Annotated in this window: 26 protein-coding genes and 2 pseudogenes; 12 read left to right on the top strand and 16 right to left on the bottom strand. The window is 63.2% G+C overall.

What is annotated here, in order from left to right; translation table 11 throughout:
* Window positions 1-79: 79 nt before the first annotated feature.
* The 3 genes from OKW30_RS13655 to OKW30_RS13645 all read right to left on the bottom strand — a co-directional run bounded on the left by OKW30_RS13655 (window position 80) and on the right by OKW30_RS13645 (window position 2,559).
* Window positions 80-907, bottom strand: coding sequence for an AraC family transcriptional regulator (locus tag OKW30_RS13655; protein ID WP_429346913.1), 828 nt, complete (start codon window positions 905-907; stop codon window positions 80-82).
* A gap of 519 nt (window positions 908-1,426) precedes the next feature.
* Entirely contained in the window at window positions 1,427-1,720 is a 294-nt protein-coding gene (locus tag OKW30_RS13650) for a contact-dependent growth inhibition system immunity protein (protein ID WP_184065611.1), read from the bottom strand.
* Window positions 1,721-1,731: 11 nt separating this feature from the next.
* Window positions 1,732-2,559 (bottom strand): RNase A-like domain-containing protein, encoded by an 828-nt coding sequence (locus OKW30_RS13645; protein ID WP_184065614.1) that lies wholly within the window; start codon window positions 2,557-2,559, stop codon window positions 1,732-1,734.
* 273 nt (window positions 2,560-2,832) lie between these two features.
* Here OKW30_RS13645 and OKW30_RS13640 point away from each other — a divergent pair, with 273 nt between their 5' ends.
* Window positions 2,833-3,102, top strand: a complete 270-nt coding sequence (locus OKW30_RS13640; RefSeq protein ID WP_260336412.1) for a contact-dependent growth inhibition system immunity protein — start codon at window positions 2,833-2,835, stop codon at window positions 3,100-3,102.
* Window positions 3,103-3,208: 106 nt separating this feature from the next.
* On the opposite strand, the gene OKW30_RS13635 is transcribed toward OKW30_RS13640, so the two are convergent.
* Complete coding sequence (locus tag OKW30_RS13635; RefSeq protein ID WP_429346912.1) at window positions 3,209-4,027, bottom strand: SIR2 family NAD-dependent protein deacylase; 819 nt, start codon at window positions 4,025-4,027, stop codon at window positions 3,209-3,211.
* Window positions 4,028-4,282: 255 nt separating this feature from the next.
* Here OKW30_RS13635 and OKW30_RS13630 point away from each other — a divergent pair, with 255 nt between their 5' ends.
* Window positions 4,283-6,523 (top strand): NADP-dependent isocitrate dehydrogenase, encoded by a 2,241-nt coding sequence (locus tag OKW30_RS13630; protein WP_429346911.1) that lies wholly within the window; start codon window positions 4,283-4,285, stop codon window positions 6,521-6,523.
* Between the two features lie 90 nt (window positions 6,524-6,613).
* Here the strand turns inward: OKW30_RS13630 and OKW30_RS13625 are convergent.
* Window positions 6,614-6,909, bottom strand: a pseudogene (locus OKW30_RS13625) (OmpA/MotB family protein); the annotation flags it as partial.
* Here OKW30_RS13625 and OKW30_RS13620 point away from each other — a divergent pair.
* From OKW30_RS13620 to OKW30_RS13600, 5 genes are all read left to right on the top strand, one after another.
* Complete coding sequence (locus tag OKW30_RS13620) at window positions 6,832-7,059, top strand: hypothetical protein (RefSeq protein ID WP_429346910.1); 228 nt, start codon at window positions 6,832-6,834, stop codon at window positions 7,057-7,059. The pseudogene OKW30_RS13625 and the gene OKW30_RS13620 overlap by 78 nt on opposite strands.
* 85 nt (window positions 7,060-7,144) lie before the next feature.
* On the top strand, window positions 7,145-8,080 hold the full coding sequence (locus OKW30_RS13615) for a spermidine synthase (RefSeq protein ID WP_184065623.1): 936 nt from the start codon (window positions 7,145-7,147) through the stop codon (window positions 8,078-8,080).
* A gap of 299 nt (window positions 8,081-8,379) precedes the next feature.
* Window positions 8,380-8,622: a DUF3311 domain-containing protein gene (locus OKW30_RS13610; RefSeq protein ID WP_184059463.1), complete on the top strand. Its 243-nt coding sequence runs from the start codon at window positions 8,380-8,382 to the stop codon at window positions 8,620-8,622.
* Window positions 8,619-10,169 carry a monocarboxylate uptake permease MctP gene (gene mctP, locus OKW30_RS13605; protein WP_184065626.1) on the top strand — a complete coding sequence of 517 codons (1,551 nt, stop codon included), beginning with the start codon at window positions 8,619-8,621 and terminating at the stop codon, window positions 10,167-10,169. Before OKW30_RS13610 ends, mctP begins: the two co-directional genes overlap by 4 nt.
* A gap of 128 nt (window positions 10,170-10,297) precedes the next feature.
* Entirely contained in the window at window positions 10,298-11,422 is a 1,125-nt protein-coding gene (locus tag OKW30_RS13600) for an FUSC family protein (RefSeq protein ID WP_429346909.1), read from the top strand.
* A gap of 27 nt (window positions 11,423-11,449) precedes the next feature.
* Here the strand turns inward: OKW30_RS13600 and OKW30_RS13595 are convergent, their stop codons facing one another.
* The 5 genes and pseudogenes from OKW30_RS13595 to OKW30_RS13575 form a co-directional block, all read right to left on the bottom strand.
* Complete coding sequence (locus OKW30_RS13595) at window positions 11,450-11,869, bottom strand: VOC family protein (RefSeq protein ID WP_090805641.1); 420 nt, start codon at window positions 11,867-11,869, stop codon at window positions 11,450-11,452.
* A 254-nt stretch (window positions 11,870-12,123) separates the two neighbouring features.
* Window positions 12,124-13,077: a transaldolase gene (gene tal, locus OKW30_RS13590; protein ID WP_184065632.1), complete on the bottom strand. Its 954-nt coding sequence runs from the start codon at window positions 13,075-13,077 to the stop codon at window positions 12,124-12,126.
* Between the two features lie 214 nt (window positions 13,078-13,291).
* Window positions 13,292-13,720: pseudogene (locus tag OKW30_RS13585) on the bottom strand (benzoate/H(+) symporter BenE family transporter); the annotation flags it as partial.
* Window positions 13,721-13,737: 17 nt separating this feature from the next.
* A complete protein-coding gene (locus tag OKW30_RS13580; RefSeq protein ID WP_429346908.1) occupies window positions 13,738-14,913 on the bottom strand; it encodes a vWA domain-containing protein in 1,176 nt (391 codons plus the stop codon).
* A gap of 28 nt (window positions 14,914-14,941) precedes the next feature.
* Entirely contained in the window at window positions 14,942-15,784 is an 843-nt protein-coding gene (locus OKW30_RS13575) for an AAA family ATPase (RefSeq protein WP_184065638.1), read from the bottom strand.
* Between the two features lie 316 nt (window positions 15,785-16,100).
* Between OKW30_RS13575 and OKW30_RS13570 the strand changes: the two genes are divergently transcribed.
* Together OKW30_RS13570 and OKW30_RS13565 are read left to right on the top strand one after the other, a co-directional pair.
* The gene (locus tag OKW30_RS13570; protein WP_184021535.1) at window positions 16,101-16,469 is read left to right on the top strand and encodes a c-type cytochrome; all 369 of its coding nucleotides are present in this window, start codon (window positions 16,101-16,103) and stop codon (window positions 16,467-16,469) included.
* A 46-nt stretch (window positions 16,470-16,515) separates the two neighbouring features.
* A complete protein-coding gene (locus OKW30_RS13565) occupies window positions 16,516-16,896 on the top strand; it encodes a c-type cytochrome (RefSeq protein WP_184065640.1) in 381 nt (126 codons plus the stop codon).
* A 126-nt stretch (window positions 16,897-17,022) separates the two neighbouring features.
* On the opposite strand, the gene OKW30_RS13560 is transcribed toward OKW30_RS13565, so the two are convergent.
* The 3 genes from OKW30_RS13560 to rsxB form a co-directional block, all read right to left on the bottom strand.
* Complete coding sequence (locus OKW30_RS13560) at window positions 17,023-17,457, bottom strand: DUF1841 family protein (RefSeq protein WP_184065643.1); 435 nt, start codon at window positions 17,455-17,457, stop codon at window positions 17,023-17,025.
* A 145-nt stretch (window positions 17,458-17,602) separates the two neighbouring features.
* Window positions 17,603-18,247: an endonuclease III gene (gene nth, locus OKW30_RS13555; protein WP_184021540.1), complete on the bottom strand. Its 645-nt coding sequence runs from the start codon at window positions 18,245-18,247 to the stop codon at window positions 17,603-17,605.
* A gap of 43 nt (window positions 18,248-18,290) precedes the next feature.
* Complete coding sequence (gene rsxB, locus OKW30_RS13550; RefSeq protein ID WP_429346907.1) at window positions 18,291-19,187, bottom strand: electron transport complex subunit RsxB; 897 nt, start codon at window positions 19,185-19,187, stop codon at window positions 18,291-18,293.
* A gap of 240 nt (window positions 19,188-19,427) precedes the next feature.
* On the opposite strand from rsxB, the gene OKW30_RS13545 reads away from it, so the two are divergent.
* Window positions 19,428-20,060, top strand: coding sequence for a TetR family transcriptional regulator (locus OKW30_RS13545; RefSeq protein ID WP_013088849.1), 633 nt, complete (start codon window positions 19,428-19,430; stop codon window positions 20,058-20,060).
* A gap of 123 nt (window positions 20,061-20,183) precedes the next feature.
* Here the strand turns inward: OKW30_RS13545 and OKW30_RS13540 are convergent, their stop codons facing one another.
* Window positions 20,184-21,461 carry a polyhydroxyalkanoate depolymerase gene (locus OKW30_RS13540; protein ID WP_090803645.1) on the bottom strand — a complete coding sequence of 426 codons (1,278 nt, stop codon included), beginning with the start codon at window positions 21,459-21,461 and terminating at the stop codon, window positions 20,184-20,186.
* A 179-nt stretch (window positions 21,462-21,640) separates the two neighbouring features.
* Complete coding sequence (locus tag OKW30_RS13535) at window positions 21,641-23,530, bottom strand: glycoside hydrolase family 15 protein (RefSeq protein WP_429294838.1); 1,890 nt, start codon at window positions 23,528-23,530, stop codon at window positions 21,641-21,643.
* A gap of 244 nt (window positions 23,531-23,774) precedes the next feature.
* Between OKW30_RS13535 and OKW30_RS13530 the strand changes: the two genes are divergently transcribed.
* Window positions 23,775-24,020 (top strand): hypothetical protein, encoded by a 246-nt coding sequence (locus tag OKW30_RS13530; protein WP_090803648.1) that lies wholly within the window; start codon window positions 23,775-23,777, stop codon window positions 24,018-24,020.
* 317 nt (window positions 24,021-24,337) lie between these two features.
* On the opposite strand, the gene OKW30_RS13525 is transcribed toward OKW30_RS13530, so the two are convergent.
* Window positions 24,338-24,490 (bottom strand): DUF3096 domain-containing protein, encoded by a 153-nt coding sequence (locus tag OKW30_RS13525; protein WP_075296265.1) that lies wholly within the window; start codon window positions 24,488-24,490, stop codon window positions 24,338-24,340.
* Window positions 24,491-24,757: 267 nt separating this feature from the next.
* On the opposite strand from OKW30_RS13525, the gene OKW30_RS13520 reads away from it, so the two are divergent.
* Window positions 24,758-26,149: a lactonase family protein gene (locus tag OKW30_RS13520; RefSeq protein WP_260336413.1), complete on the top strand. Its 1,392-nt coding sequence runs from the start codon at window positions 24,758-24,760 to the stop codon at window positions 26,147-26,149.
* Window positions 26,150-26,169: the final 20 nt, after the last annotated feature.

Genomic DNA, 26,169 nt, shown 5'->3' with positions numbered 1-26,169 from the left:
TGGCTCCATTCGGGTGATACCTGGAACAGAGCATAGTCCCGCCGCCGGCGAGTGTCTTGAACGATCGTGCAAGCTTGCGTTAGCCGGCGCGCCGATCGCTCGTCATCGCGAGCCAACGTGCGGGCGGGATCCCGTATGCGTGGCGAAAATGTCGGGTCATGTGGCTCTGGTCGGCGAAGCCGGCTGCGGCCGCCGCGTCCACGAGGGAAACGCTGCGCAGCATCATCGCGCGCGCGGCTTCGAGCCGGCGCATGACCAGGTAGTGATAGGGGCTGGTGCCGTAAAAAGTTCGGAAATCGCGCGACAGGCTCCAGCGGTCCTGCCCGCTGACGACGGCAAGTTCATCGAGCGTGACGGTGTGCGTGCACGATGCGTGCAGATATTCGCGTGCTCGCTGCGCTGCCGCGAAATCCGCGGACTTGCGCGTCTGCCGCGCGCCCGAGGCGTTATCCAGCGCGAGCGCGAGACCGGCGAGCGCGTCGTCACGTTCGAGCGGCTCCGCGTCGCCACGCATCTGGCGCAGCGCTGTCTGCGTGGCTTCGAACAGGCGCGGATCGGTCGTGACGCCGCCTTCGACGAAGGGCAGGGGGCGGCCGCCTAGGACTTCCTGGATCGCGGCGGGCTGCACGTAAATCATCTGATAACGAAATCCCTCGTTCGTGCCGGCCTGACCGTCGTGCACTTCGTCGGGATGCAGGACCATGGTCTGTCCGGGTAGGCTGGTGCGCAAACCGCGCCGGTAATGGAAGCATTGGACGCCGGCGAGGGTCAGGCCGATCGCGTAGGTGTCATGCCGATGCATGGAGTACGCGTTGCCGTGGAAAAACGCTTCGATGCGTTCGACTCCGTGGGTGGATTCCGAACGGGAAATCCAGTCGGATTGGGCTTTGCTGGTATCGCCGTCCATCACACGCTCCGGCTTGGTTTGGCAGATCTGCGGGAACATCGATATCGGAGGATTGTACCGGTGCGAATGTTCGCACGCTTGGCATGCGTGATAGTGCGATTGACGTCAGTGTCTCGTCGCGGGTCGTTGTTGCCGGCCGGTCCTTTAACCGTGCCACGAGGTTTGACTTGTCTGCGCCGGGCCGCCCACGGCACGCTCCGTCCTCGGTCATACGAATGATCCATCGCCCATAATTCCGATTGCGCGCTGGACAGCTTGCGGCGCGCATCGGCCAGACGTTTCTGGGCGGCCAATTTGGCGGCGCTTAGAACGGCAATAGTTTCGGGTGAGATGGGGGATCGCGTTTGCTCGGGACAAGCGAGGATATGGCACATGGTGCGGCCTCCTCTCTTTGGCGTTAAAGTCCGCCTCCCGGTTCCATACGGGTGGGCGAAGCACTTGGGCGGCTGTTGACGGTCGTATACGCGAAAAAACCCGCGACAATGGCGGGCCTTCTTTTTAACCGTCCTGAGCAATTGCCTACTTACTCAGTAGCCGTTTTACTTCATCAAGGAAGGAAGCCGTCGTGTAGCCCCACAAAACAGGATCGAACTGGCGGCCGAACCGCTTCTTAAACTCTGACTCCAGCGTGTCTGGATAGTGGGCTTTGAATGAATCGACGTCAGATATGAGCGCGTCAATGTCACTCCTTGGCATGTTCTCGGTGTAGGAAGAAACGAGTTCTTCTACTGAGTTTCCGAAAAGGTCAAAATCTTCGTGGAAACGAGAGCGGATCAACCCCGTCAGATCGCGATATTCCTCATTGTCAACCATACGATAAGCCCTCACTCCAAGTACGATGTCACGATATAGTACGGCATCCCGTTGTATGTCTGATATCGGAGGACGACTACAACCTTCTGGGCCTTAACTCTTTTGCCCGTACTCCGGGCAATCGCAAAACCAACATTTTTCCCGACGTTCTTTGCCAAGTCCAAGTCTCGTACCGGCGCTTTTGCCCATGCGCTTATCCTCAGCGCGTTTTCCCTCATCGTTTCGGATATTGCCCATTCGGCGGCGTTCAGATTGTAGAAGGTGGACACCGTCATCCGTCTTGGCTCGTCGATCAGACGCTGCCGTAACTGTGCCTCCGTCCGTCCAACATGCTTCAGGAGAGTGTGCCCGCCAATCCCGCGAGGCGTCTTCGCTTCATGCATGTTCAGCTTGATCTCGCCCATCGTGATGCGTGCAGCCCGCACCGCCTTGATTGACCCGGCAAAGCCGAACGGCACGACCATATCAAGTGACAGGCCGATATTGTTCGCCATGTCAGGACTAGCCTTCATCGCCTCGGCCAGCTTCGTCGTACCCTGCTGGGTCAGTGTGGCCGTATCCTGGCCCGTCCAGACCTGACGCAAACCTGCCGCCGCCGTATCGGAACCATGTACGCCAAACACAACACACCCTGCCTTGCTTAACATGGTCGGTTCCGGGATCACACACAACGCACTTGCGCCGACCATTTCCAGCACGCCACCGACGATTTGCAACCCGCCCCATAGCCGGTTGGAAAGCATTTCGGTCTGGGTGATTGACTGCCTTGCCAGTACCGCCGCCAATTGCGGCGCACTGAGCACCACGCGCACGCCGTCCGCATCCTGTTGATACGACATTCCGAACTTCTCCGTAGTTGTTGGGACTGCCACGCTAGCAGGCGACAACAGGGAGAGGAATGGGCGACGGATGAAAATTTGGGATCTGATTTATTCAGGCGTACTGTTATATTGCTCGTACTTCAGACATGGGGCGGGCTGCGGTCGCGGCGAATCTGTGCATCCCGTTGCGGAGAGACGCGTATGAGCGTTGTACCCGTCATTCTCAAATACGAAACGTACAACGAGACGCCATGCTATGTTCTGAGGGCGTATCTATACTGAGTTCGAGCAATGAGAAAATCTGAATACCCTGAGCTAAGTCAACTATTTGGTGTTTACCTGAACCAGGATTTCGACATATGGGGTGAGACCATTTCCGCTATTGTCGCCTGCTACAAAAGAGATAGCCCGGTGGCTGACCATAAATCAATGCTCGCAGAGATAGAGAGGTTCGAGAGAAAGCACCAGCATGATCTGGATGTCGCGTTCGATCAGGTGTACGGGCTCGAGTTTTCTCCCGTTCCATGGGGCACACGACCGCATCATTTTTTGACGAGTTGAGGCGGCTGCTGAACGAGTAGCCACCTCCCGACCGAGTCGCCTCACGGCTCTTTTATTGCGATTGCGGCGCGAACTGAAACATCGGGCCATCAGTGCCCCAGATCGCTCAGCCCATCCTTTTGTTCAGCGAACGCAGCACATCGAGCGCGCGACCCATTAGACCCAGACCTATGCGTGGATCGACCGCACATTCGCGTGGATTGATCCGCACGACGCGCGGTCCAAATCGTTCGCTCTGGTCACGAACGGTCGGTATCGCGCGGCCCGCGCCGATTTCGATGACGACAGCTTGCTCGACGCTCAACAGCCACGCCTCGTACCGCATCCGTTGATGCCTCGTGCGAGTTTCAACCCAATGCCAGTCGTCAAACATCAGAATTGCCGGTCGTGCGACGCAGCCGCAGTTCGGGCACTTCGGCAACGGCGATAGCAGTGCACAGCGATTCACGTCCACCTCTGGCTGGAAACCATCAGCCGACCACATCTGATGCGTGCAGGACTGTCCGCATTGCAGGAAGTGGATCGATCCGTGACATTCGAACAGGCGATCGTCGGCGAAGCCGGCCTTCTGGAACTGGCCATCCACATTGCTGGTGAACACGAACCCGCCGCTTCTTTTCGCTGATGCCCAGCGGCGCAAGATCTCGAAACCCGCGTGCGGGACGGTGCGCCGGTACAGGTTGAGCCGATGGCCGTAGAAACCCCATGCGCGGACCGGATCACGCAGGAAGGCCGTTCCATTGGCAATGTCATGGAAATTGATTCCGCCGGTCTTCAACGCCGGATAAGCCGCCCAGAATCCGTGATCGCCGCGAAAGTCGGGTAGTCCGGAATCGACGCCCATGCCTGCGCCCGCCGTGATCAGAATGCCGTCGGCCTCGAGTATCCAGTCAGCCGCGATCGTCATTTGCTCTGCCGTGTCCATGCGTGCTCCCGTTGTTCACATTCCGAATTCTCCTCGCAGCCCAAAAATGAGGCAGAATCCAACCGTGCGACCCGCTGCGCGACGCAGTCCGCCGTGTTCGCTTAATCGTTCCGCTTTGGCGTTCCAGGGCCCCGCGTCGCCATCCGCCACGCACAGCGTTTGTGTCCTAGCGTTGTCGTTTTCCTGATCGACGTTTGCGCATCCTGCCCGTATCACGTGCGAGATGCCTCTCAACCGCCCGCCCAGAGCCTAGCAATGACGACCCAGCAACCGACCATCATCTACACCCTTACCGACGAGGCCCCGCTGCTTGCGACGGCCGCGTTCCTGCCGATCATCCGGACCTTCACCAGGCCGGCCGGCATCGAGGTCAAGACCAGCGACATCTCGCTCGCGGGCCGCATCCTCGGTGAGTTCCCCGAGTTTCTGACCGAAGCGCAGCGGGTGCCCGACAACCTCGCGGAACTCGGTCGCCTGACCTCGTTACCCGATACCAACATCATCAAGCTGCCCAACATCAGCGCATCGGTGCCGCAATTGACGAGCTCGATCAGGGAACTGCAGGCGAAGGGCTACAAGGTGCCCGACTATCCGGAAGATCCGAAGACCGACGAACAGAAGGCGATCCGTCAGCGCTACTCGAAGTGTCTCGGCAGCGCGGTGAACCCGGTGCTGCGCGAGGGCAACTCGGACCGTCGCGCGCCGGCCGCGGTGAAGAACTACGCCCGCAAGCACCCGCACAGCATGGCCGAATGGAGCATGGCATCGCGCACGCACGTCGCGCACATGCGGCACGGCGACTTCTATCACGGCGAAAAATCGATGACGCTCGATCGCGCGCGCGACGTAAAGATGGAACTCGTCACGAAGAACGGCAAGACGATCGTGCTGAAGCCGAAGGTCGCGCTGCAGGACGGCGAGATCATCGACAGCATGTTCATGAGCAGGAAGGCGCTGCTAGCGTTCTATGAAGACCAGATGGAAGATGCGCGCAAGACCGGCATGATGCTGTCGCTGCACGTGAAGGCGACGATGATGAAGATCTCGCACCCGATCGTCTTCGGCCACGCGGTGAAAGTGTTCTACAAGGACGCGTTCGCGAAGCACGGCAAGCTGTTCGAGGAACTTGGCGTGAACGTCAACAACGGCCTCGTCAATCTGTACGAGAAGCTCGAGACGCTGCCGGAATCGCAGCGCGAGGAGGTGATCCGCGACCTGCACGCATGCCACGAGCATCGTCCGGAACTGGCGATGGTCGATTCGGCGAAGGGTATCTCGAACCTGCACGCGCCGAACGACGTGATCGTCGATGCGTCGATGCCGGCGATGATTCGCCTCGGCGGCAAGATGTGGGGCGCCGACGGTCGTCCGAAAGACACCAAGGCGGTGATCCCGGAGAGCACGTTCGCGCGCATCTACCAGGAGATTATCAACTTCTGCAAGACCAACGGCGCGTTCGATCCGGTCACGATGGGCACCGTGCCGAACGTCGGCCTGATGGCGCAGAAGGCGGAAGAATACGGCTCGCACGACAAGACCTTCGAAGTGCCGGAAGACGGCGAGGCGCGCATCGTCGATCTAGCCAGCGGCGAGGTGCTGCTCACGCAGAACGTCGAGCAGGGCGACATCTGGCGCATGTGCGAGGTGAAGGACGCGGCGATCCGCGATTGGGTCAAGCTCGCGGTCACGCGCGTGCGCAATTCGGGCATGCCCGCGGTGTTCTGGCTCGACCCGTATCGCCCGCACGAAGCGGAGCTGATCAGGAAGGTCGAGGCCTACCTGAAGGATTACGACACCACGGGCCTCGACATCCAGATCATGTCGCAGGTGCGCGCGATGCGTTACACGCTCGAGCGCGTCGTGCGCGGGCTCGATACGATCTCGGTCACCGGCAACATCCTGCGCGATTATCTGACCGACCTGTTCCCGATCATGGAGCTGGGCACGAGCGCGAAGATGCTGTCGATCGTGCCGTTGATGGCGGGCGGCGGCATGTACGAGACCGGCGCGGGTGGTTCGGCGCCGAAGCATGTGAAGCAGCTCGTCGAAGAGAACCATCTGCGTTGGGACTCGCTCGGCGAGTTCCTCGCGCTCGCGGCGTCGCTCGAAGAACTGGGCATCAAGACCGGCAACAACCGGGCGAAGATCCTCGCGAAGACGCTCGACACCGCAACCGGCAAGCTGCTCGACAACAATCGCAGCCCGAGCCCGAAGACGGGCGAGCTCGACAATCGCGGCAGCCAGTTCTATCTGGCGATGTACTGGGCGCAGGAGCTGGCCGCGCAAACGGACGACGCCGCGCTCGCCGCGCAGTTCGCGCCGCTCGCGACGCAGCTGACCGCCAACGAGCAGGTGATCGTGGCGGAGCTCGCGTCGGTGCAGGGCGCGCCGGCGGACATCGGCGGCTATTACAAGCCGGACTTCAACAAGCTCGAAGAGGTGATGCGGCCGAGCCGCACGCTGAACGAGGCGCTCGGGGCGGTACGCGTCGAATGACGTGATGCGTGAAGTGAGGTGATGTGAAGACGAGCCGCCGGCGGGCGGCTCGTAGCAGGGAAGGGCGGCCAATGCTACCGGCGAACGCGTTCAATACTGCACGACGATCGCGACCCGCCGGTTGGCCGCTCTTTTGCCGCCGCGTCATTGCCGGCGACCAACGGGAAATTGTCCGCCCGTCCGATCGCGGCCAGCCGATGCGGCTCGATCCCGCGTTCGACCAGATACCTGACTACGGCCCCCGCGCGAGCCGACGACAGCTCCCAGTTGGACGCATACTTCGCGGTCGAAATCGGCACACTGTCGGTATGCCCCTCGACGAGCACATTCCCCGTCGCATCCTTTTGCAGTCCCTGCGCGATCTGATTGAGTACATCGAACGAATCGACGACCTTCTTGTCATCGTTTGCGCGTGGCGTAATGGCGCAGGTTGGTCGCGACCCAGCGGCCGCAAAAATTTTTGGTTCTTCGAGGATGCCGAACTAAATTCGGCTTCGTCGTGGGCGTGTTGTGAGTTCGTTGAAAGCATTTTGTGAGCGGTCGATTTGAATGAGCGAACCGCAGCGAATGCTATGCTCTCGTTCGACCAAAAATATTGCGCCTGTCGCGCGACATCCCTACATGACGAATCTGATCAAGCGCGCTTCGGCCGAGGCGCGCGCTTTCCGTAACCGCGACGCCCAAGCCATCGGCGGTAAACAGAAAATGGCCCACAAAAAGGCGCCCAAATCCACGCGCAACGCGAACGGCACCGTCGAGCACGACGCACACGACGCGCCGCAAATCGAAGCGCCGCGCAAGCCGCGCTTCGCACCGGTGACGTTCTCCGAAGAGGGCGGCGTGCGCTACCTGCATTTCGGCACGGAATGGGTGCAAGGCGCGATGCGTCTGCGCAAGCCCAATCACATCGAACTCGAATACGCGCAGCAGATGATGGCCTGGCTGCTATTCCTCGAAACGCCGAAGCGCATCGTGCAGCTCGGGCTCGGCGCCGCGTCGCTGACCAAGTTCGCGCACCGCTTCCTGAAGAGCGCGAAGGTCGAGGCCGTCGAACTGAATCCGGCGGTCGTCGTGGCCGCGCGCACGATGTTCGAACTGCCGCCCGACGACGCGCGTCTGAGCGTGCATGAAAGCGACGCGTGGGACTTCGTCAACGAGAGCGCGAACCACGGCACCATCGGCGCGCTGCAGATCGACGTCTACGACGCGACCGCGCGCGGCCCAGTACTCGACAGCGTCGGCTTTTACCGTGCGGCACGTGCGTGTCTGACCGACGCGGGCATCGTCACGGTGAATCTGTTCGGCGATCATCCGAGCTTCGTGCGCAACATGAAACGTCTGAACGAAGCCTTCGACGGTCGCGTCGTCGCGCTGCCCGAAGTGCACGACGGCAACCGTATCGCGATCGCCTTCTCGGGCCCCGCGCTCGACGTGCCGTTCACCGCGCTAGAGGCGCGCGCGAAGCTGATCGAAGCCGAGCTCGGCTTGCCGGCGCGCAAATGGATCAAGGGCCTGCGCGAATCGACCGGGCAGACGGGCGCATCGTTTGCGATCTGATCAGCGCACGGAGGATGAAGCGGCCGTGCCGGCGTATCGGTCGGCACGGCCGCTTTGCTTCCGGTATTTTTTTCACGTCTACGCCGCAACGTCATCCAGCCTGCATCGTTGGCGCTTCCGTCCGCGTTGTTGGACGCCGACGCGCCTCGGGTCGTCCCTGCTTGACCGGGAGTTCGCCACTCCTATACTCTTTCGAAGCTTTCGGGGAGCCCGTGGCTGACCGCGGGACGACCACCCGCTGAGTTCCACCTCCCGTCGACCGCGGGCAGATAAATTCTAAATAGGAAACAGGAGACGTCATGGCTCACGACGCCGACGTGAAGAAAGCCAGCAAGCACTGGCTCTGGCTATTGCTGCTACCGTGGATCGCGATGATCTGGGTGCCGTCCTACAACCGGATCGAGCCGCAGCTGTTCGATTTCCCGTTCTTCTACTGGTATCAGTTGCTGTGGGTGCTGATCAGCGCGGTCATCACCGCGTTCGTCTATTCGAAGACCAGGTCCCGCTATACGGGTCGCACGAACGGGGGCGCGCAACGATGAACCCCATTGCAACTTTCGTCTTCGTTCTGTTTTTCATCGGCGTCACGATTCTCGGCTTCGTCGCGGCCCACTGGCGGCGCGGCGATCTCGCGCATATCGAAGAGTGGGGTCTCGGCGGCCGGCGCTTCGGCACGATCGTCACGTGGTTCCTGCTCGGCGGCGACCTGTACACCGCCTACACGTTCATCGCGGTGCCGGCGCTCGTGTTCGGTGCGGGCGCAACGGGCTTCTTCGCGCTGCCGTACACGATCCTGATCTATCCGTTCGCGTTCGTCGTGTTCCCGAAGCTGTGGAGCGTCGCGAAGCGGCACGGCTACGTGACCTCGGCGGACTTCGTGTCGGCCCGCTACGGCAGCCGCATGCTCGCGCTCGCCGTCGCGGTGACCGGCATCGTCGCGACGATGCCGTACATCGCGCTGCAACTGGTCGGTATCGAAGTGGTGATCGGTGCGCTCGGTTTCGACACGACCGGCTTCGTCGGCGATCTGCCGCTGATCATCGCATTCGCGATCCTCGCGGCCTACACGTACACGTCGGGCCTGCGCGCGCCGGCCATGATCGCGGTCGTCAAGGACATCCTGATCTACGTGACGATCTTCGCCGCGATCATCGTGATTCCGCCGCAGCTGGGCGGCTTCGGCCATATCTTCGGCGCGGTCCCGCCGGCCAAGCTGCTGCTGAAGTCGCCGGACGTGTCGAGCCTGAACGGCTATAGCGCGTACGCGACGCTCGCGGTGGGTTCGGCGCTCGCGCTGTTCCTGTATCCGCACTCGATCACCGCGGTGCTGTCGTCGAAGTCGAGCAACACGATCCGCCGCAACATGGCGTTGCTGCCGGCGTATTCGCTGGTGCTCGGCCTGCTCGCGCTGCTCGGCTTCATGGCGCTCGCGGCCGGCGTGAAGGACATGCCGGAGTTCGCGCCGTACTTCAAGGCCTTCGGCCCGAACTTCGCAGTGCCGGCGCTGTTCCTGCACTTCTTCCCGTCGTGGTTCGTCGGCGTCGCGTTCGCGGCGATCGGTATCGGCGCGCTGGTGCCGGCGGCGATCATGTCGATCGCGGCGGCGAATCTGTACACGCGCAACGTGCACAAGGAGTTCGTCAACCGCAACATGACGCACGAGCAGGAGACCAACGTTGCGAAGCTGGTGTCGCTGATCGTCAAGGTCGGCGCGGTGGCGTTCATTCTCGGTCTGCCGCTCACGTACGCGATCCAGTTGCAACTGCTCGGCGGGATCTGGATCATCCAGACGCTGCCGGCGATCGTGCTGGGTCTCTACACGCGCGTGCTCGACTACCGGGGTCTGTTGCTCGGCTGGGCGGCAGGTATCGCGACCGGCACGTGGATGGCGATTTCGTTGAACCTCGCGAGCTCGATCTTCACGATCCATCTGTTCGGCATGGCGATTCCGGGCTATGCGGCCGTGTGGTCGCTGGTCGTGAACCTCGTGGTGTCGGTCGTCGTGAGCCTGGTCGTGCGCGCGGTGGGCATGCAGCGCGCCGAGGACCGTACGCGTCCGGAGGACTACCTGGACATCGTCGAAGGCTGATTCCAGCTGCAAATCACGTTCTGAAACACGCAACGCCCGCCGAAGGAAGTTGGCGGGCGTTTGTGTTTGCGGGGCACTCCAGGGCAGGATAGCGGAACCGTCCTTTCACGCGTTCGCCGCGCGCCGCCATGGCTGCTGCAGATACTCCCACCGTGATCTCCCGCCGCGCGGCACTCAGCCGGATGGTGCGCGCGGTCACGTCGCCGTATTACCGCTACCGGCACGCGAAGGTACTGCATAGCCTGCGCGTCGGCCTCGCGATGCTGGTGTCGATTCTCGCGACGACCGGCATCGATATTCCGCACGGCATCTGGTCGTCGGTGACGCTGCTGGTCGTGATCGGCGGCTTGCAGCATCACGGCAATATCCGCAAGAAAGCGGCCGAACGCGCGGCCGGCACGCTGCTCGGCGCATCGATCGGGCTCGTGCTGATCGTGCAGCAAAACTTCATCGGCTCGCTGCCGCTCACCTATGTGCTGATGGCGATCGTCGCGTCGATCTGCGCGTGGTTCGCGATCGGCTCGTCCGGCTATATCGGGCTGTTGACCGCCATCACGATGTGCATCGTCGCGGGCCACGGCGACAATCTGATCGACGTCGGCCTGTGGCGCACGCTGAACGTGCTGATCGGTATCGTCATCGCGCTGGCGTTTTCGTTCGCGTTTCCGCTGCACGCTACGTATTCGTGGCGCTACGGCCTCGCCGCCAATCTGCGCGAATGCGCGGGCATCTACGCGCGGCTGCTCGACGGCGAAACGATCACCGAGGAGGAGCAGATCAAGCGCTTCCTGCGGATCAACAAGCGGCTCGTGCAACTGCGCTCGCTGATGCCGTCGGTCGCGAAGGAAATCGACGTGCCGCAGTCGAGGCTCGAGGAGATCCAGCGGCTGCATCGCTCGGTGCTCAGCTCGCTGGAACTGCTTGCCACGGGCCCGCTGATGAACGCCGATGCCGCCGCGCGCACCGCCTATGCAGCGCATTGCGGCGCCGAGGTGCGCGCCGTGCGGGCAATCCTGTTGTCCACCGCGCGCGGGCTGCGTTTTGGCCGTCCGTCGCGCTTTGGCATTCCGGCCGCGGCGCCGCCCGCGAAGGGGCACGGCGACGTGGCCACCGCGTTGCCGCCCGACTGGCAAGGGCCGTACTGGCTCGGTCAGCGGCTCGCGGAGCAGGTAGACCGGTTGCGCGCGCTATTGCTGGAGACCGAGCCGAACTGGAACATCGAGCGGCACGAGCGGGCGACGCGTGGTAGGTAGGTGCTAGCGCTGGCCTGCCCCTAAGCCTCAAACCTGCGGCGGCAGCGTGACCATCCACATCATGCCGAAGCGGTCCACTACCATTCCGAAGCCCTTGCTCCAGAACGTTTGCTGGAACGGCATCACGACCTGGCCGCCATCGGCGAGCGCGTTGAAGCATTTTTCCGCCGACGCGCCGTCATCGACGGTCAGCGACAGACTGAAGCCGTTGAACGGGCCGGCCGCCGGATCGCAGTTGCCGTCGGAAGCCATCCACGTGCTGGAGCCCAGCTGCACGCTCGCGTGCATGATCTTGTCGGCGAGTTCGGGGCGTGGCGGATTGTGCGCGTCCGGCGGCGCTTCCTTGAACAGCATCTTGAAGGTCACCTGGGCGCCGAGCTTGTCGGTGTAGTAATCGAGCGCTTCCTGGCAGCGGCCGTTGAAGAACACATAGGGCTGAACGTACATGATCGTCTCCATGGTCAGGCGTTGGGCGGGCGCCGTCGTTCCTCGCCAGCGGCGGTGGGCAGAGGCGTGGAGTCGATTGTAGTCGGTGGCGGCGCGTCGATTGTGACGCTATGTCGCCGGTGGCGACGCAGCGTAAACGAAAAGCGGCGCTGAACCGTGAGGTCCAGCGCCGCCTGTCAACGATTGCATTCGCGCGGAGCCGCGCGGCGAGCGTGAGCGTCACTCAGCCAGCCAGGCCCGCCTCCTCCGGCGCCTCAGCGCAGCGTGTCGATCAGCTTTTCCAGCTTCACCGCGTCCGCGGCGAACGTGCGGATGCCTTCGGAGAGCTTCTCGGTCGCCATCGCTTCGTCGTTGAGGAGGAAGCGGAACGACTTCTCGTCGACCGGCACGCGCTCGATGTCCGCGTCGTGCGATGTCTCCGGCGACAGCTTGCGTTCGACCTTGTCGGTGCTCTCGTGCAGTTTCTGCAGCAGGTCGGGGCTGATCGTCAACAGATCGCAGCCGGCCAGTTCCAGAATCTGCGAGGTGGTGCGGAAGCTCGCGCCCATCACCTCGGTCTTGTAGCCGAACTTCTTGTAGTACGCGTAGATGCGGCGTACCGACTTGACGCCCGGATCGTTGGCGCCGCCGTCTTTCGCTTCGTCCCACGCGCTGCCGGCGTTCTTCTTGTACCAGTCGTAGATGCGGCCGACGAACGGCGAGACCAGCTGCGCGCCGGCTTCCGCGGCGGCGGCGGCCTGCACGAGCGAAAACAGCAGCGTCATGTTGCAGTGGATGCCTTCCTTCTGCAGCGCCTCGGCCGCGCGCACGCCTTCCCACGTCGACGCGAGCTTGATCAGCACGCGGTCGCGCTCGATGCCGTGTTCCTTGTACAGCGCGATCAGCTCGCGGCCTTTCGCGATCGAGCCTTCGACGTCGAACGACAGGCGCGCGTCGACTTCGGTCGACACCCGCCCCGGGATGATCTTCAGGATTTCGGTGCCGAAGGCGATCAGCAACTGGTCGATGATCGCGCCGGGCGGCTTCGACGCATGCGCCTTCACGGTCTTTTCGAGCAGCGGCCGGTAGTCGTCTTTCTGCACGGCCTTCAGAATCAGCGACGGATTGGTGGTCGCATCGCGCGGCTTGTACTGCGCAAGCTGCTGGAAGTCGCCGGTGTCGGCCACCACGGTGGTGTATTGCTTGAGTTGGTCGAGTGCGGTTGTCATGTTCGGGCCTTCAGGGCGCGTGTGCGCCATGGTTCAGGAGAAATGAGGACGCCGCCGCGCCGGCAGGAGGAATCAGCCGGCGCCGGCGGCCGCGGGTCAAGCCGCAGCGCGTCCCACGATGGCTTGGGAAACGCTGCCGGATACATCTATTCTATGGCGGATCGCCGAGGACGGTATGAACACCGCGTATGGACAGCCGGGCGGGGATATCCGTTCACGCGCGCCGCGCGTTCAGCACGACTTGCGTCACCACGCCGGCGACGAGCCCCCAGAACGCCGAGCCGATCGACAGCAGCGTGAGTCCCGAGGCGGTCACCATGAACGTGACGAGCGCCGCCTCGCGCTGCCTCGTATCCTGCATCGCGTTGGCGAGCCCGCTCATGATCGAGCCGAACAGCGCGAGCGCCGCGACCGACACGACCAACTCCTTCGGGAACGCCGCGAACAGCGCGGCGATCGTCGCGCCGAACACGCCCGCGAGCAGTTAGAAAATGCCGCCCCATACGGCCGCTGTGTAGCGCCTGGCGGGGTTTTCGTGCGCTTCGGGGCCGGTGCAGATCGCCGCCGTGATCGCGGCAAGATTGATGCCGTGCGAGCCAAACGGCGCGAGTAGCAGCGACGCGACGCCGGTCGTCGCGGTGGATTCTGGAACGGCGGGCGTTACTTGCTCAGCACCCGCATGGCCGTCTCGAGGCCCGCGAGCGTCAGCGGATACATGCGGTGGCCCAGCACTTCGCGGATCGCGCTGACCGACTGCCGGTACGGCCACAGCGCTTCCGGCTCCGGGTTCAGCCACGCGAAGTGCGGGAAGTGATCGGCGAGCCGGCGCAACCACACCGCGCCGGCCTCGGCGTTGTTGTACTCGACCGAGCCGCCGGGCTGCAACACTTCGTACGGGCTCATCGTCGCGTCGCCGACGAAGATCAGCTTGTAGTCGGGCGTGAACTTGTGCAGCACGTCCCACGTCGGTGTGCGCTCGGCGTGGCGGCGGCGGTTGTGCTTCCACAGGAAGTCGTACACGCAGTTGTGGAAGTAGTAGAACTCGAGGTGCTTGAACTCGGCCTTCGCGGCGGAGAACAGCTCCTCGGTGCGCTTCACGTGATCGTCCATCGAGCCGCCGACGTCGAGCAGCATCAGCACCTTCACGTTGTTGTGCCGCTCGGGCACCATCTTCAGATCGAGCCAGCCGGCGTTCGCGGCGGTGCTGCGGATCGTGTCGGGCAGGTCGAGTTCTTCCGCCGCGCCTTCGCGGGCGAACCGGCGCAACCGTCGCAGCGCGACCTTGATGTTGCGCGTGCCGATGTCGACCTGGTCGTCGTAGTCGCGATACGCGCGCGCTTCCCATACCTTGACGGCCGTGCGATTGCCGGCCGCGTCGCCGCCGATGCGCACGCCTTCGGGGTTATAGCCGCCGTGACCGAACGGCGACGTGCCGCCCGTCCCGATCCACTTGTTGCCGCCCTCGTGGCGCTCTTTCTGCTCGTCGAACAGTTCCTTCAGGCGCTCCATCAGCTTGTCGATGCCGCCCATCGCCTCGATCTGCGCCTTTTCCTCGGGCGACAGATCGCGTTGCAGCTTCTTCTTCAGCCAGTCGGGCGGAATGTCGAACGCGAGCTCGGAGGTCGCCGCGACACCGTTGAAAAAGGCGCCGAACGCCTGGTCGAACTTGTCGAAGTACTGCTCGTCCTTCACGAGCGTGATGCGCGAGAGGTAGTAGAACTCGTCGAGCGACGGCGCGATCACGTTGGCCTTCAGCGCTTCGAGCAGCGTCAGGTATTCCTTCACCGAGACCGGCAGGCGGGCGGCGCGCAGCGAGTAGAAAAAGTCGATCAGCATGCTGGATGTCCTGCGGCGCGGCGCCCGCTCAACGGTTGTTGCGGTTCATGAACAGCAGCCGCTCGAACAGGCTCACGTCCTGTTCGTTCTTCAGCAGCGCGCCGTGCAGGGGCGGCACGATCTGCTTCTGATCGGCCGAGCGCAGTGCTTCGGGCGGAATGTCTTCGGCGAGCAGCAGCTTGAGCCAGTCGAGCAGTTCGGAGGTGGACGGCTTCTTCTTCAGCCCCGCGACGTTGCGCAGCTCGAAGAAGCTCTGCAGCGCCGCGGCGAGCAGATCCTTCCTGATGCCGGGGTAATGCACGTCGACGATCTGCTGCATCGTCGTCGCATCCGGAAACCTGATGTAGTGGAAGAAGCAGCGGCGCAGGAACGCGTCGGGCAACTCCTTCTCGTTGTTCGACGTGATGATCACGAGCGGGCGATGTCTGGCGCGCACCAGCTCGCGCGTCTCGTACACGTAGAACTCCATGCGGTCGAGTTCGCGCAGCAGGTCGTTCGGGAATTCGATGTCGGCTTTGTCGATCTCGTCGATCAGCAGCACGCTCTGCTCGTCCGATTCGAACGCCTGCCACAGCACGCCCTTGACGATGTAGTTGCGGATGTCCTTCACGCGCTCGTCGCCGAGCTGCGAATCGCGCAGACGCGACACCGCGTCGTATTCGTACAGCCCCTGCTGTGCCTTGGTGGTCGACTTGATGTGCCATTGCAAGAGCGGCATGCCGAGCGCGGCGGCAACTTCCTCGGCGAGCATGGTCTTGCCGGTGCCGGGTTCGCCCTTGATCAGCAGCGGACGCTTGAGCGTCATCGCGGCGTTGACCGCGAGCTTGAGGTCGTCGGTGGCGACGTACTGCGATGAGCCTTCGAAACGCATGACGAGATGCTCTTGTGCGGGAAAAAACCCAGTATAAGTCAGAAGGCCTGTTGGCCTGAAACCGGCTGACGTATGGTGTCAGCCGCGCAGTGACGCGGCGGCGGTGCCGCTGTGGCGTCGTTGCGAAGCCGCCGTGGGCATGGCGTGGGGCCCGTCCCGGCGGGCGTTGCGCGGCCCCCGTGTCTGGTGGACGTTCGGCGCGGCGTCGCGGTACAATGAGCCCGATTTTTTTGGCCTGCGCGGCTACCCTACAAGAAGAACGGCGCGGACCGCTGCCTTTGTAGGCACCCGTTTCCCCTCAAGCCAGGTTACATCTATGAATAAATTCGTCGGCAAACACGTCGTGATCGTAGCGCTGTCGGTGCTCGCGGGGTATGCGGCCAATGCGCAGGCAGCGGATGTCGTAGGCAACGCCAAGGCGGGCCAGGACAAGGTCGCGATGTGTATCGGCTGCCACGGCATCCCTGAGTACCGCACGGCTTATCCAGAGGTTTTCCGCGTGCCGAAGCTCGGTGGCCAGAATCAGGCGTACCTCGAAAACGCGCTGCGCGCCTACAAGAAGGGCGACCGCCATTTCGCCACGATGCACGCGATCGCGGTGACGCTGTCGGATCAGGACATTGCCGATGTCGCCGCGTACTACGCAGCGCAAACTGCCGCTTCGAAAAACAATCCCGACAAGTGATCGGCGTCGGTCACCAGCACATCCAATTCGCGGGATAGGAGATTTCATGATCAAGCCCCAACAGGCACTCCACACGGTATTCAAGGCGGTCGGCGCGGCGGCGGTCATCGGTCTGGCCGCGGCGAACGCAGCCCACGCGGCCGACGCCGGCAAGGGTAAGGTGCTCGCCGACAGCCACAACTGCGCGGCCTGCCACGGCCCCAACCTGAACAAGCCGGTGAGCCCGGAGTATCCGAAGCTGGCCGGTCAGTACGCCGACTATGTCTACTGGGCGCTGCGTCAGTACCAGATGGGTACTGGCAATCCAAACCTCGGCCGCAACAACGCGATCATGCAGGCACAGGTGCAGAGCCTGTCGCTAGGCGACATGAAGGACATCGCCGCTTACATCGAATCGCTGCCAGGCGACCTCGTGCAGAAGAAGTAAGCGTCGGGCGCCGGTTTCGCGCCGAAGCTTCAAAAGCAAAACACCCCGCCTTGGCGGGGTGTTTTGCTTTGAGGGCGTCGTACCTCGGCGTGCTGGCGTCGTGCCGCGCCGGAGTTTCCAGTCGCCTCAGTCGCGCGTCGCGCGCCGTTCGATGCGCTGCAGATACGCGTCCGTGTCCGGCGGCGTGCCGGTGCGCTGCGCTTCCCAGATGGTTTCGCCGAGGCAGTCCATGATCGCGTGCTGCGCCTCGTGCGTCGAGCCGAGGCGCGCGGCGAGCCGCTCATGCGCGGCTCGAATGCCGGGCGGCTGATCGATCGACAACTGCTCGGAGATCGCCAGGTGCATCGACAGGTGCAGGAACGGATTGGTCTGGCCGCGCTCCGGCGAATAGTCCTGCGCCTGGGCGGCGAGACCGTCGGCGAGATCGGCGTGATATTCGGGATGCTCGACGATCCAGTCGGCGGCGATCGCCTCGAGCGGCGTCAAAATCTCGCCCTGGCGCTGTTTGCGCCAGGTGTCGGTGAAAAAGAGGCGAACTTCGTCGCGGCTGGGATTGAACATCGTGGAACCGGTGCGTGGGAGTGGAGGCGCGGAGCGCGACGGTGCGGGTCCGCAGTGCGCGCTGCGCCGTAAGACACTATTTTACGCGGCGGCCGCGTGGGCTGCAGGCGCGCTGCACGGCCTCGGGTCTCGAACTGGGCCGGCCTTATAGATCGGGTGGCGGGGTCTTCGGCCGGAACTCGCACAGCGGCTCGATCGCGCAATGCCAGCATTCGGGGCGGCGCGCCTTGCACACGTAGCGTCCATGCAGGATCAGCCAGTGGTGCGCATCCTGCCTGAATTCGGCGGGCGTGAATTTTTCGAGTGCCGCTTCGACCGCGCGCACGTCCTTGCCGGGCGCGAGGCCGGTGCGGTTGGCGACGCGGAAAATGTGCGTGTCGACCGCGATGGTCGGATGGCCGAATGCGGTGTTCAGGATCACGTTGGCCGTTTTGCGGCCGACACCGGGCAGCCCCTCGAGTGCCTCGCGATCCTCGGGCACCTCGCCGCCATACCGGTCGAGCAGAATGCGGCAGGTCGCGATCACGTTCTTCGCCTTCGTGCGATATAGACCGATCGTCCTGATATAGCTCGCGACACCTTCCTCGCCGAGGTCGAACACCTTCTGCGGCGTGTTCGCGACCGGAAACATCCTGCGCATCGCCTTGTTGACCGACACGTCGGTCGCCTGCGCCGACAACAGCACCGCGATCAGCAGTTCGAACGGCGTCGTGTACTCGAGCTCGGTGGTTGGATGCGGATTGAGGCTCTGAAGCGTTTCGTAGATCGCGCGGCGTTTGTTCGCGTTCATGCGGAGCGGGTCCGTGTGAGTGGGCCGGGTTGCGTCGGCATGGTCAGCGCGTGGTTGGCGGCGAGTTGGACGGCGGATTGGACTCGTTTGACTCGTCGGACTGCTGCTCCGAGCCGGGCGTGTCGCCACCGCTGGCAAGACCGAGACGGCGGCGGCGCGCTTCGGCGGCGTCGATCTGTGCCTGCACGTCGGCGCTGACGTTCTCGGTGTTCAGCGGTCCCTCGCCTTTCGCGGCCAAGTCTTCCTTCTTCTTGCGCGCGCGTTCGAGCGCGGCCTGGATGATCGCGCGTTTCTTCGCTTCCGCGTCGTCCGCAATCGGGGCGGCGGGAGCCTCGGACGGCACTGTCGCGCCGCTTGCCGCAACCGCGTCCGGCGCAGCCGGCGGCGCGCTTGCGGCTCGCCGCGCCGCAGCGCGCGCTTCGGCGGCGTCGCGCTCGCGCGCGAGACGGGTCTCGTGGCGGTTATGACGCGCCCGCGCCGCGTCCGCGTGGCTTTGGCTCCATGCATCCCAGCCGGTGGCCTCGCCGGTCACGGGGAGCATCGTGATGCAGTCGACCGGGCAGGGCGGCACGCACAGGTCGCAGCCGGTGCATAGCTCGGCGACCACGGTGTGCATCTGTTTCGGTGCGCCAACTATCGCGTCGACCGGACAGGCCTGCATGCACAGCGTGCACCCGATGCACACCTGTTCGTCGATAACCGCCAACGGACGCGGACGTTCGACGCCATTGGCCGAATTGAGCGGAATCACCGGTTTGCCGAGCAGCGCGGCGAGGCGCGCGATGCCCTCGGCGCCGCCGGGCGGGCACTGGTTATAGTTCGCCTCGCCATTGGCGACGGCTTCGGCATACGGACGGCATGCGGGATAACCGCACTTCGTGCATTGCGTTTGGGGCAGCAGATCTTCGATGCGATCCGCGAGTGTTTTGACGTCTGTCACGGTTGCGGCGCGGGGGTTTGCCGTGCGATCGCACGACCTGAACTAAATAGCACATTATCGCCGATTTCCCGGATTGCCATTCGCAATCCATGTGCCATAATCGAAGCGCTTCATTCGAAAGACCGCAGAAAAGGGTGTGTTTCCCAACCACGACGCGCCCGCTAAACGCCGCCACAAAAAGGCTCGAGGAGAGGCCGGCGGCGCGATCCGGAGAACGCGGCTCACGAAGACGATGCCACCATGAATCAGCCGAAAATCAAAAGAGATCCTGAAGGCACGAGGCGCCGCATCTTGCTCGCGGCGGCGGAAGAGTTTGCAAATGGAGGGCTGTTCGGCGCGCGAGTCGATCAGATCGCTCGCCGCGCGGAAACCAATGAACGAATGCTCTACTACTACTTCGGTAGCAAGGAGCAGCTATTCACTGCGGTACTCGAGCACGCGTTCAGCGCGCTCAACGAAGCGGAACGCACGCTCGAACTCAACGGAATCGCGCCGGTCGAGGCGGTTACGCGTCTCGCGCATTTCGTGTGGGACTACTACCGCGATCATCCCGAGTTGTTGAGGCTCATCAACAACGAGAATCTGCATGAAGCACGCTATATGCAGAAGTCCACGCGCATACGCGAAATGATTTCGCCGATCGTCGCCACGCTCGGCGGCATTCTCGAACGTGGGCAGCGCGCGGGGCTGTTTCGCACGAACATCGACCCGCTGCGCTTTTACGTGACGCTCTCGGGCATGGGCTACTACATCGTGTCGAACCGTTTCACGCTCGAGGCGACGCTCGGCCGCGATTTCAGCAGCGCCGCCGAACGCAGCGAGGTGATTCAGATGAATACCGAACTGCTGCTCGCGTATTTGTTGAGAAAGTAACGGGCAGTGCCGCGGTGATCATGGCCGCGGCAAAAAATCAGTATCACGAACAAAGCGCGATAAAAAAGCCAACGGCCTCGAACGGGACCGTTGGCTTTTTATATGCTAGTGCAAGTTTGATGCTCAGGCTTCGACTTTTTCTTTCGCCGTTTTTGCTGCCTTGTTGTGCTCGAGAATGAAGTCGCGCAATTGCGGGTAAATGATCGTGCGCCAGCGGCGGCCCGAGAAAATGCCGTAGTGGCCGCATTTCTCCGCAGTGAAGTGACGCTTGTTCTTCGCCGGAATGCCGCTGCACAAGTCGTGCGCCGCGTAAGTCTGGCCGTCGCCCGAAATGTCGTCGAGTTCACCTTCGATCGTAAACAGCGCGGTCGTCGTGATGTCCTGCGGCCGCACCGGTTCGCCGTTGACGACCCACGTGCCCTCGGCAAGACGGAACTCCTGGAACACGACGCGGATCGTGTCGAGGTAATAATCGGCATCCATGTCGAGCACCGCGTTGTACTCGTCGTAGAACCGGCGGTGCGCTTCGGCGTCGTCCTCGTCGCCGCGCAGCAGGCTCTGGTAGAAATCCCAGTGCGACGCCGCGTGACGCTCCGGATTCATCGCGACGAAACCGGTGTGCTGCAGGAAGCCGGGATAGACCTTGCGGCCCGCGCCGGGATAGTTCGGCGGCACCGTGAAGATCACGTTGTTCTCGAACCACTCGTACGAGTGCTGCGTGGCCAGCGAATTGACCGAGGTCGGGCTCTTTCGTGCGTCGATCGGGCCGCCCATCATCGTCATCGTGCGCGGCGTGTCCTCGCCGCGGCTCGCCATCAGCGAAATGGCGGCGAGCACCGGCACGGTCGGCTGGCACACCGAGATCACGTGCAGATTCTTCGCGCCGATATGGCGAATGAATTCCTGGATATACGCGATGTAGTCGTTCAGACCGAACCAGCCGGCTTCTAGCGGCACCATGCGCGCGTCGAGCCAGTCGGTGATGTAGACCTTGTGGTCTTGCAGCAACGTGCGCACGGTATCGCGTAGCAGTGTGGCGTGGTGTCCTGACAACGGTGCGCAGACGAGCACGACCGGTTCGTCTTTCAGTTGGCTGACAGCCTCGCTGTCGTCCGCGAAGCGCTTGAAGCGCATCAGACGGCAGAACGGTTTTTCGATGAACGTCTGCTCGACGATCGGAATGTTATGGCCGTCTTTGACAATCTGGTGAATATTGAACTCGGGCTTTTCGTAGTCCTTGCCGAGCCGGTAAAGCAGTTCGTAGCCGGCGGAAAGGCGCGTGGCGCCCGGCACATAGGCTAGCGGACTGGCCGGATTCGCAAATGATTTCGATGCGGCCTGAGCCCAGGCGGTGAGGGGGCTCAACATCGCCCGCTGGAATTCATGAAATTGATAGAGCATGTTTGCTCCGTTTTAAGCGGTTCGCATGGGGCTTCGCAAACACGCGTGAGGCGTTGCGGCGGGCCATTGTGGTTGTAGGCACATTATTGTCGGCCGACAGTCAGATCGATAATATCGAACAAGGCAAATTTGTGCAATGCAACAATATTCGCATTCAGTGTACGCAAATTGTCACTGCGTCATGCTAATGGCGATGCTGCTCCGCCGCTATCAGGGCTTGCCTGATCCTCAAGCTCCATCGCGCGGATGCCGTTATGCGCCGGATGGCCGGTCGCCTGCGCCATCTCCTGCTCGTGCTTCATCAGGTTCAGTCCGGTGTGCACGAGCGCCACGTGGGAGAACGCCTGCGGAAAATTGCCGACGAGACGTTTATCGACCGGGTCGTACTCCTCGGACAGCAGGCCGACGTCGTTGCACAGCGCGAGCAGCCGCTCGTACATCTCGATTGCTTCCTGCACGCGTCCCTGCAGCGCAAGGTTATCCACCATCCAGAACGAACACGCAAGAAAGGTGCCTTCCCCCGGTGGCAAGCCGTCGTCGTATTCCGTGGTGCGGTAGCGCAGCACGAAGCCGCCGTGCATCAGGTCCCGCTCGATCGCCTCGACTGTGCCCTTGATGCGCGGATCGTGCGGCGGCAGGAAGGCGACCAGCGGCATCAGAAGCACGCTCGCGTCGAGCCGATCGCTGCCGTAGTACTGCGAGAACGCGTTGAGCTGCGGATTCCACGCCTTCTCGCAGACCTCGGCGTGGATCGTGTCACGCATCGCGCGCCATTCGTCGAGGGGGCCGTCGAGCTTGAACATTTCGGCCGAGCGGATCGCGCGGTCGAACGCGACCCACGCCATCACCTTCGAGAACGTGAAATGCTCGGGGCCGCCGCGCGTCTCCCAGATGCCTTCGTCGGGTTCGCGCCAGATCGTGCTCAGGTGCTCGAGCATCGCGCGCTGCACGCTCCACGCGGTGACGTCCGCCTGCAGGCCGCCGACGCGCGCCAGATGCAGCGCGTTCATCACCTCGCCGTAGACGTCGAGCTGACGCTGCCCGACCGCATTGTTGCCGATGCGCACCGGTTTCGCGCCCTCGTAGCCGGGCAGCCAGTCGATTTCGGATTCGGGCAGGCGCCGCTCGCCGCCGATGCCGTACATGATCTGCAACTGGTCCGGCGCGCCCGCCATCACGCGGCCGAGCCAGCTGCGCCAGGCGCGCGCTTCGTCGTAGTAGCCGCCGCGCATCATCGCGAGCAGCGTGATGGTCGCGTCGCGCAGCCAGCAGTAGCGGTAGTCCCAGTTGCGCGTGCCGCCGAGCCGCTCGGGCAGCGACGTGGTGGGCGCCGCGACGATGCCGCCGGTCGGCTCGTAGGCGAGCGCGCGCAGCGTGATCAGCGAGCGGCGGATCGGCCCGGCCCAACGTCCTTCGACGGTGCCGCGCGCCGCCCATTCGAGCCAGTGGTTCTCGGTGCGCGCGAGCGACGTGTGCGGATCGCGCGCGGGCGGAATGCGCAGATGCGACGCCGCGTACGCGAGCGAGAACGGCACGCGCTCGCCCTCGGTTACCGTGAATTCCGCGACGGTCTTCATGTCTTCGCCATGCAGTTCGACCGGCGTGCGCAGCACCGCGTTGTCGGGGCCGACGATCGCCTTGATGCCGCTGTCGTGCTTGAGCTTGTCGACCCACGGAATCGAGAAGCCGTAGTCGAAGCGCAGCACGAGTTCCATCTTCATGCGCACGGTGCCGCGCTTGCCGACGACGATGCGGATCAGCTCCGACCAGCCGTTGCCGGGCGGCATGAAATCGATCAGCGTGACGGCGCCGTCGGGCGTTTCGAAGTCGGTTTCGAGGATCAGCGTTTCGCCGCGATAGCGCCGCGTGATGGTCGGCGCGCCGTGCTCGCCGTCGGTAGCGGGGGCGAGCAGCCAACGGCCGTTGTCGGGCGAGCCGAGCAGCGCGGCGAAGCAGGCGCCCGAGTCGAAGCGCGGCCAGCAGAGCCAGTCGACGGAACCCTCGCGGGAGATGAGCGCGGCGGTATGGCCATCGCCGATGAGTGCGTAGTCTTCGATGTGTGCAGGCATGGAAAGCGTGTCGGAAAACGAGTCGTTATTACGGACGGCGACAGCAGCCGCGCTTCGAGTGGGTGTTATTACCGGACCACGATCGGCAGTGTTTGGTTCACCGCACAGTGCGGCAAAACGCGGGTTGGAAAATTGTCAAATCCACGCATACAATCAAATTTCATGCCGATGTCCGGCGACCTGCCGGACTGCGAATCGGCCTTGCTCATGGCGGTTGCAGACGCCGTTTCCGAGGACGAAAGCCATGCTGAACCCTTCGAAATCCGATTGCATCACGATTCTCTCGGCCGCCAGCCAGCTTGCCGGCGACTCCATGTTGCCACTCGATCATGGCCGGCTCGGCCTGAGCCGCAACGGCATGCTGGCTGCCGCCTCCTTCCTGGTCGAGCGGGCCTGCTTCCGGCGCTATCAGCAGGATGCCGATCATTATGCGGTCGGCGCGCTGTCGTTGCAGGGGCGCCTGCGGCTCGAACAGCTGGCGAACGGTTGAGCGGTAGGGCCGAGCGTTCGTAGCGCAGGTTCCTGGCGTATCCGCGCCGGCCATTCGCCGCATCCCTTCGTACCGCGCCTTCGCGTTTCCTATCCGTATCGTCACGCCGCGTCGCGTCAGGTCGATCGTTCGCGTGGCGCGGGCGGTCGCGCGCGTCCATCTTGCGCGCGATGCCCGCTTCCGCATATGTCACGGCGTGACATATGCCGCGCTCTCACATGGGCGAGTGGCGCTGGCACCCAGCGAACCTTCCCTTCGTGCGAAACCACCTCGATACCGGACGCAAATCTCACGCCCGGCGTCGCGGCGCCTGTCGCTCACAGATGCGACGAGCCCACCCCGAAGATCCCGATGACGCCGATGATGATCAGGTAAAGCGCGACGATGTAGTTCAACAGGCGCGGCATGATCAGGATCAGGATGCCTGCGATCAACGAAACGAGCGGGCCCAGGCTGAGAGTGACGTTCATGGAGACTCCGTGGTTGAGACGCGTGATGCGCGATTGAGAAAACGATTGAAAAACGTCCCGCCGCGCGGGACCCAAGCCGCTGGCGCAGACCGTGCCGCAGCGGTGGATTCACTGCATGATCCGACCTGACGCTCTTATACTGACTTCGACAACAACAACGTGGAACGACGCTCGATTCGCGGCGCGGCAGACCAGACACCGTTACAACCGCTCGTACCCCGGCTCATACGCGAGCCCGTACCAGACAACCGATGTCGAGGAGGTCTCATGCTTCACAGTCGCCGTGCCGTCGGGCGTGTTGCCGTGCGCCCAGTTCCGACTTCCGTTTTTACTTCTGTTCTTGCCAGTGTTGCATTTCAGGGTTCCCGTCCGCGTGGCGCAGACCGCGCCGCTCCATCTGCAGCGGATTGCACGGCGGAAAGCACCGCCCGGCGCGCAACGCGGCCAGTGCCGTTGCGGGCCGCCCGTTCGATAATAAGAGGTTTCGCGCTCATGGTTTCGATTGTTGCTTCGCACGCGTATGCGCAAGATTCTGGCCCGGTCCCCGCGGACGGCGTCTATACGATGCTGGTCGGTACTTACACCAGCGGCAAGAGCGAGGGCATCTACGTCTTTCGCTTCGATACGAAGACGGGCGCGGCGACCGAAGTGTCGGTCGCGCAGACGGTCAATCCGTCGTTTCTGGTCGTGAGCCGCGACCGCCGCTTCGTCTATTCGGTCAACGAACTGCCCGGTGACAACGGCCCGGCCACGCAGCGCGGCGGCATCAGCGCGTTCGGCTTCGATGCCGCGCGCGGGCAGCTGACGTTTCTGAACAAGGTGTCGTCGGACGGCAATGATCCGTGCTATCTGAGCATCTCGGCGGACGGCAAGTATCTGCTGAGCGCGAACTATTCGGTCGCGCCCGATCCGGGCGGCAGTTTCGCGGTGTTTCCGCTGCAGGCGAACGGCCGGGTCGGCACCTCGGTGCAGACCGTGCATCACGAGGGCGGCGGTCCGGTGAAAGGGCGGCAGGACAACTCGCACGTGCATTCGACCGTGTTCTCGCCTGACGGCCGCTATCTGTTCGCGCAGGACCTCGGCGCCGACAAGCTGTACTCGTACCGCTACGCGCCGCAGAGCAGCGCCGGCGCGGGTCCATTCATCGCGACGGACTGGGGCTACACGCAGCAGAAGGCCGGCACGGGTCCGCGCCATCTGATCTTTGGCGCGGACGGCAAGCACGCGTATCTGACGAGCGAACTCGCGGCGACCGTCAGCACGTTCGACTACCACGACGGCAGGCTGAAGCTCGTGCAGACACTGCCATTGAGCGAGCCTGACTTCAAGGGGAAGGTGGGCGCCGCGGCGATCCATATGTCGCCGGACGGACGCTTCGTGTATGCGTCCAATCGCGGCGACGCGAACGAGATCGTGATCTTCTCGGTCGATCCCGCCACTGGACACCTGAAGCAGATCGGCCGGCAGTCGAGCCTCGGCAAATCGCCGCGCGAGTTCACCATCGATCCGACCGGCAACTGGCTGATCGTCGGCAATCAGCTGAGCGACACGGTCTATGTGTTCAAGCGCGATCCGCAGACGGGGCTGCTCGATCCGAATCCGAAGCAGCATTTCGACCTCGGCTCGCCGGTCGACTTCAAGCTGGTATCACCGTCGTGATGCGCGGCACGCGCGGGTAA

Source organism: Paraburkholderia sp. Clong3 (assembly GCF_050436485.1).
Classification (GTDB): domain Bacteria; phylum Pseudomonadota; class Gammaproteobacteria; order Burkholderiales; family Burkholderiaceae; genus Paraburkholderia; species Paraburkholderia tuberum.
The sequence above is the reverse complement of the archived record's forward strand: the minus strand, read 5'-3'. Positions and strand labels throughout refer to the sequence as shown.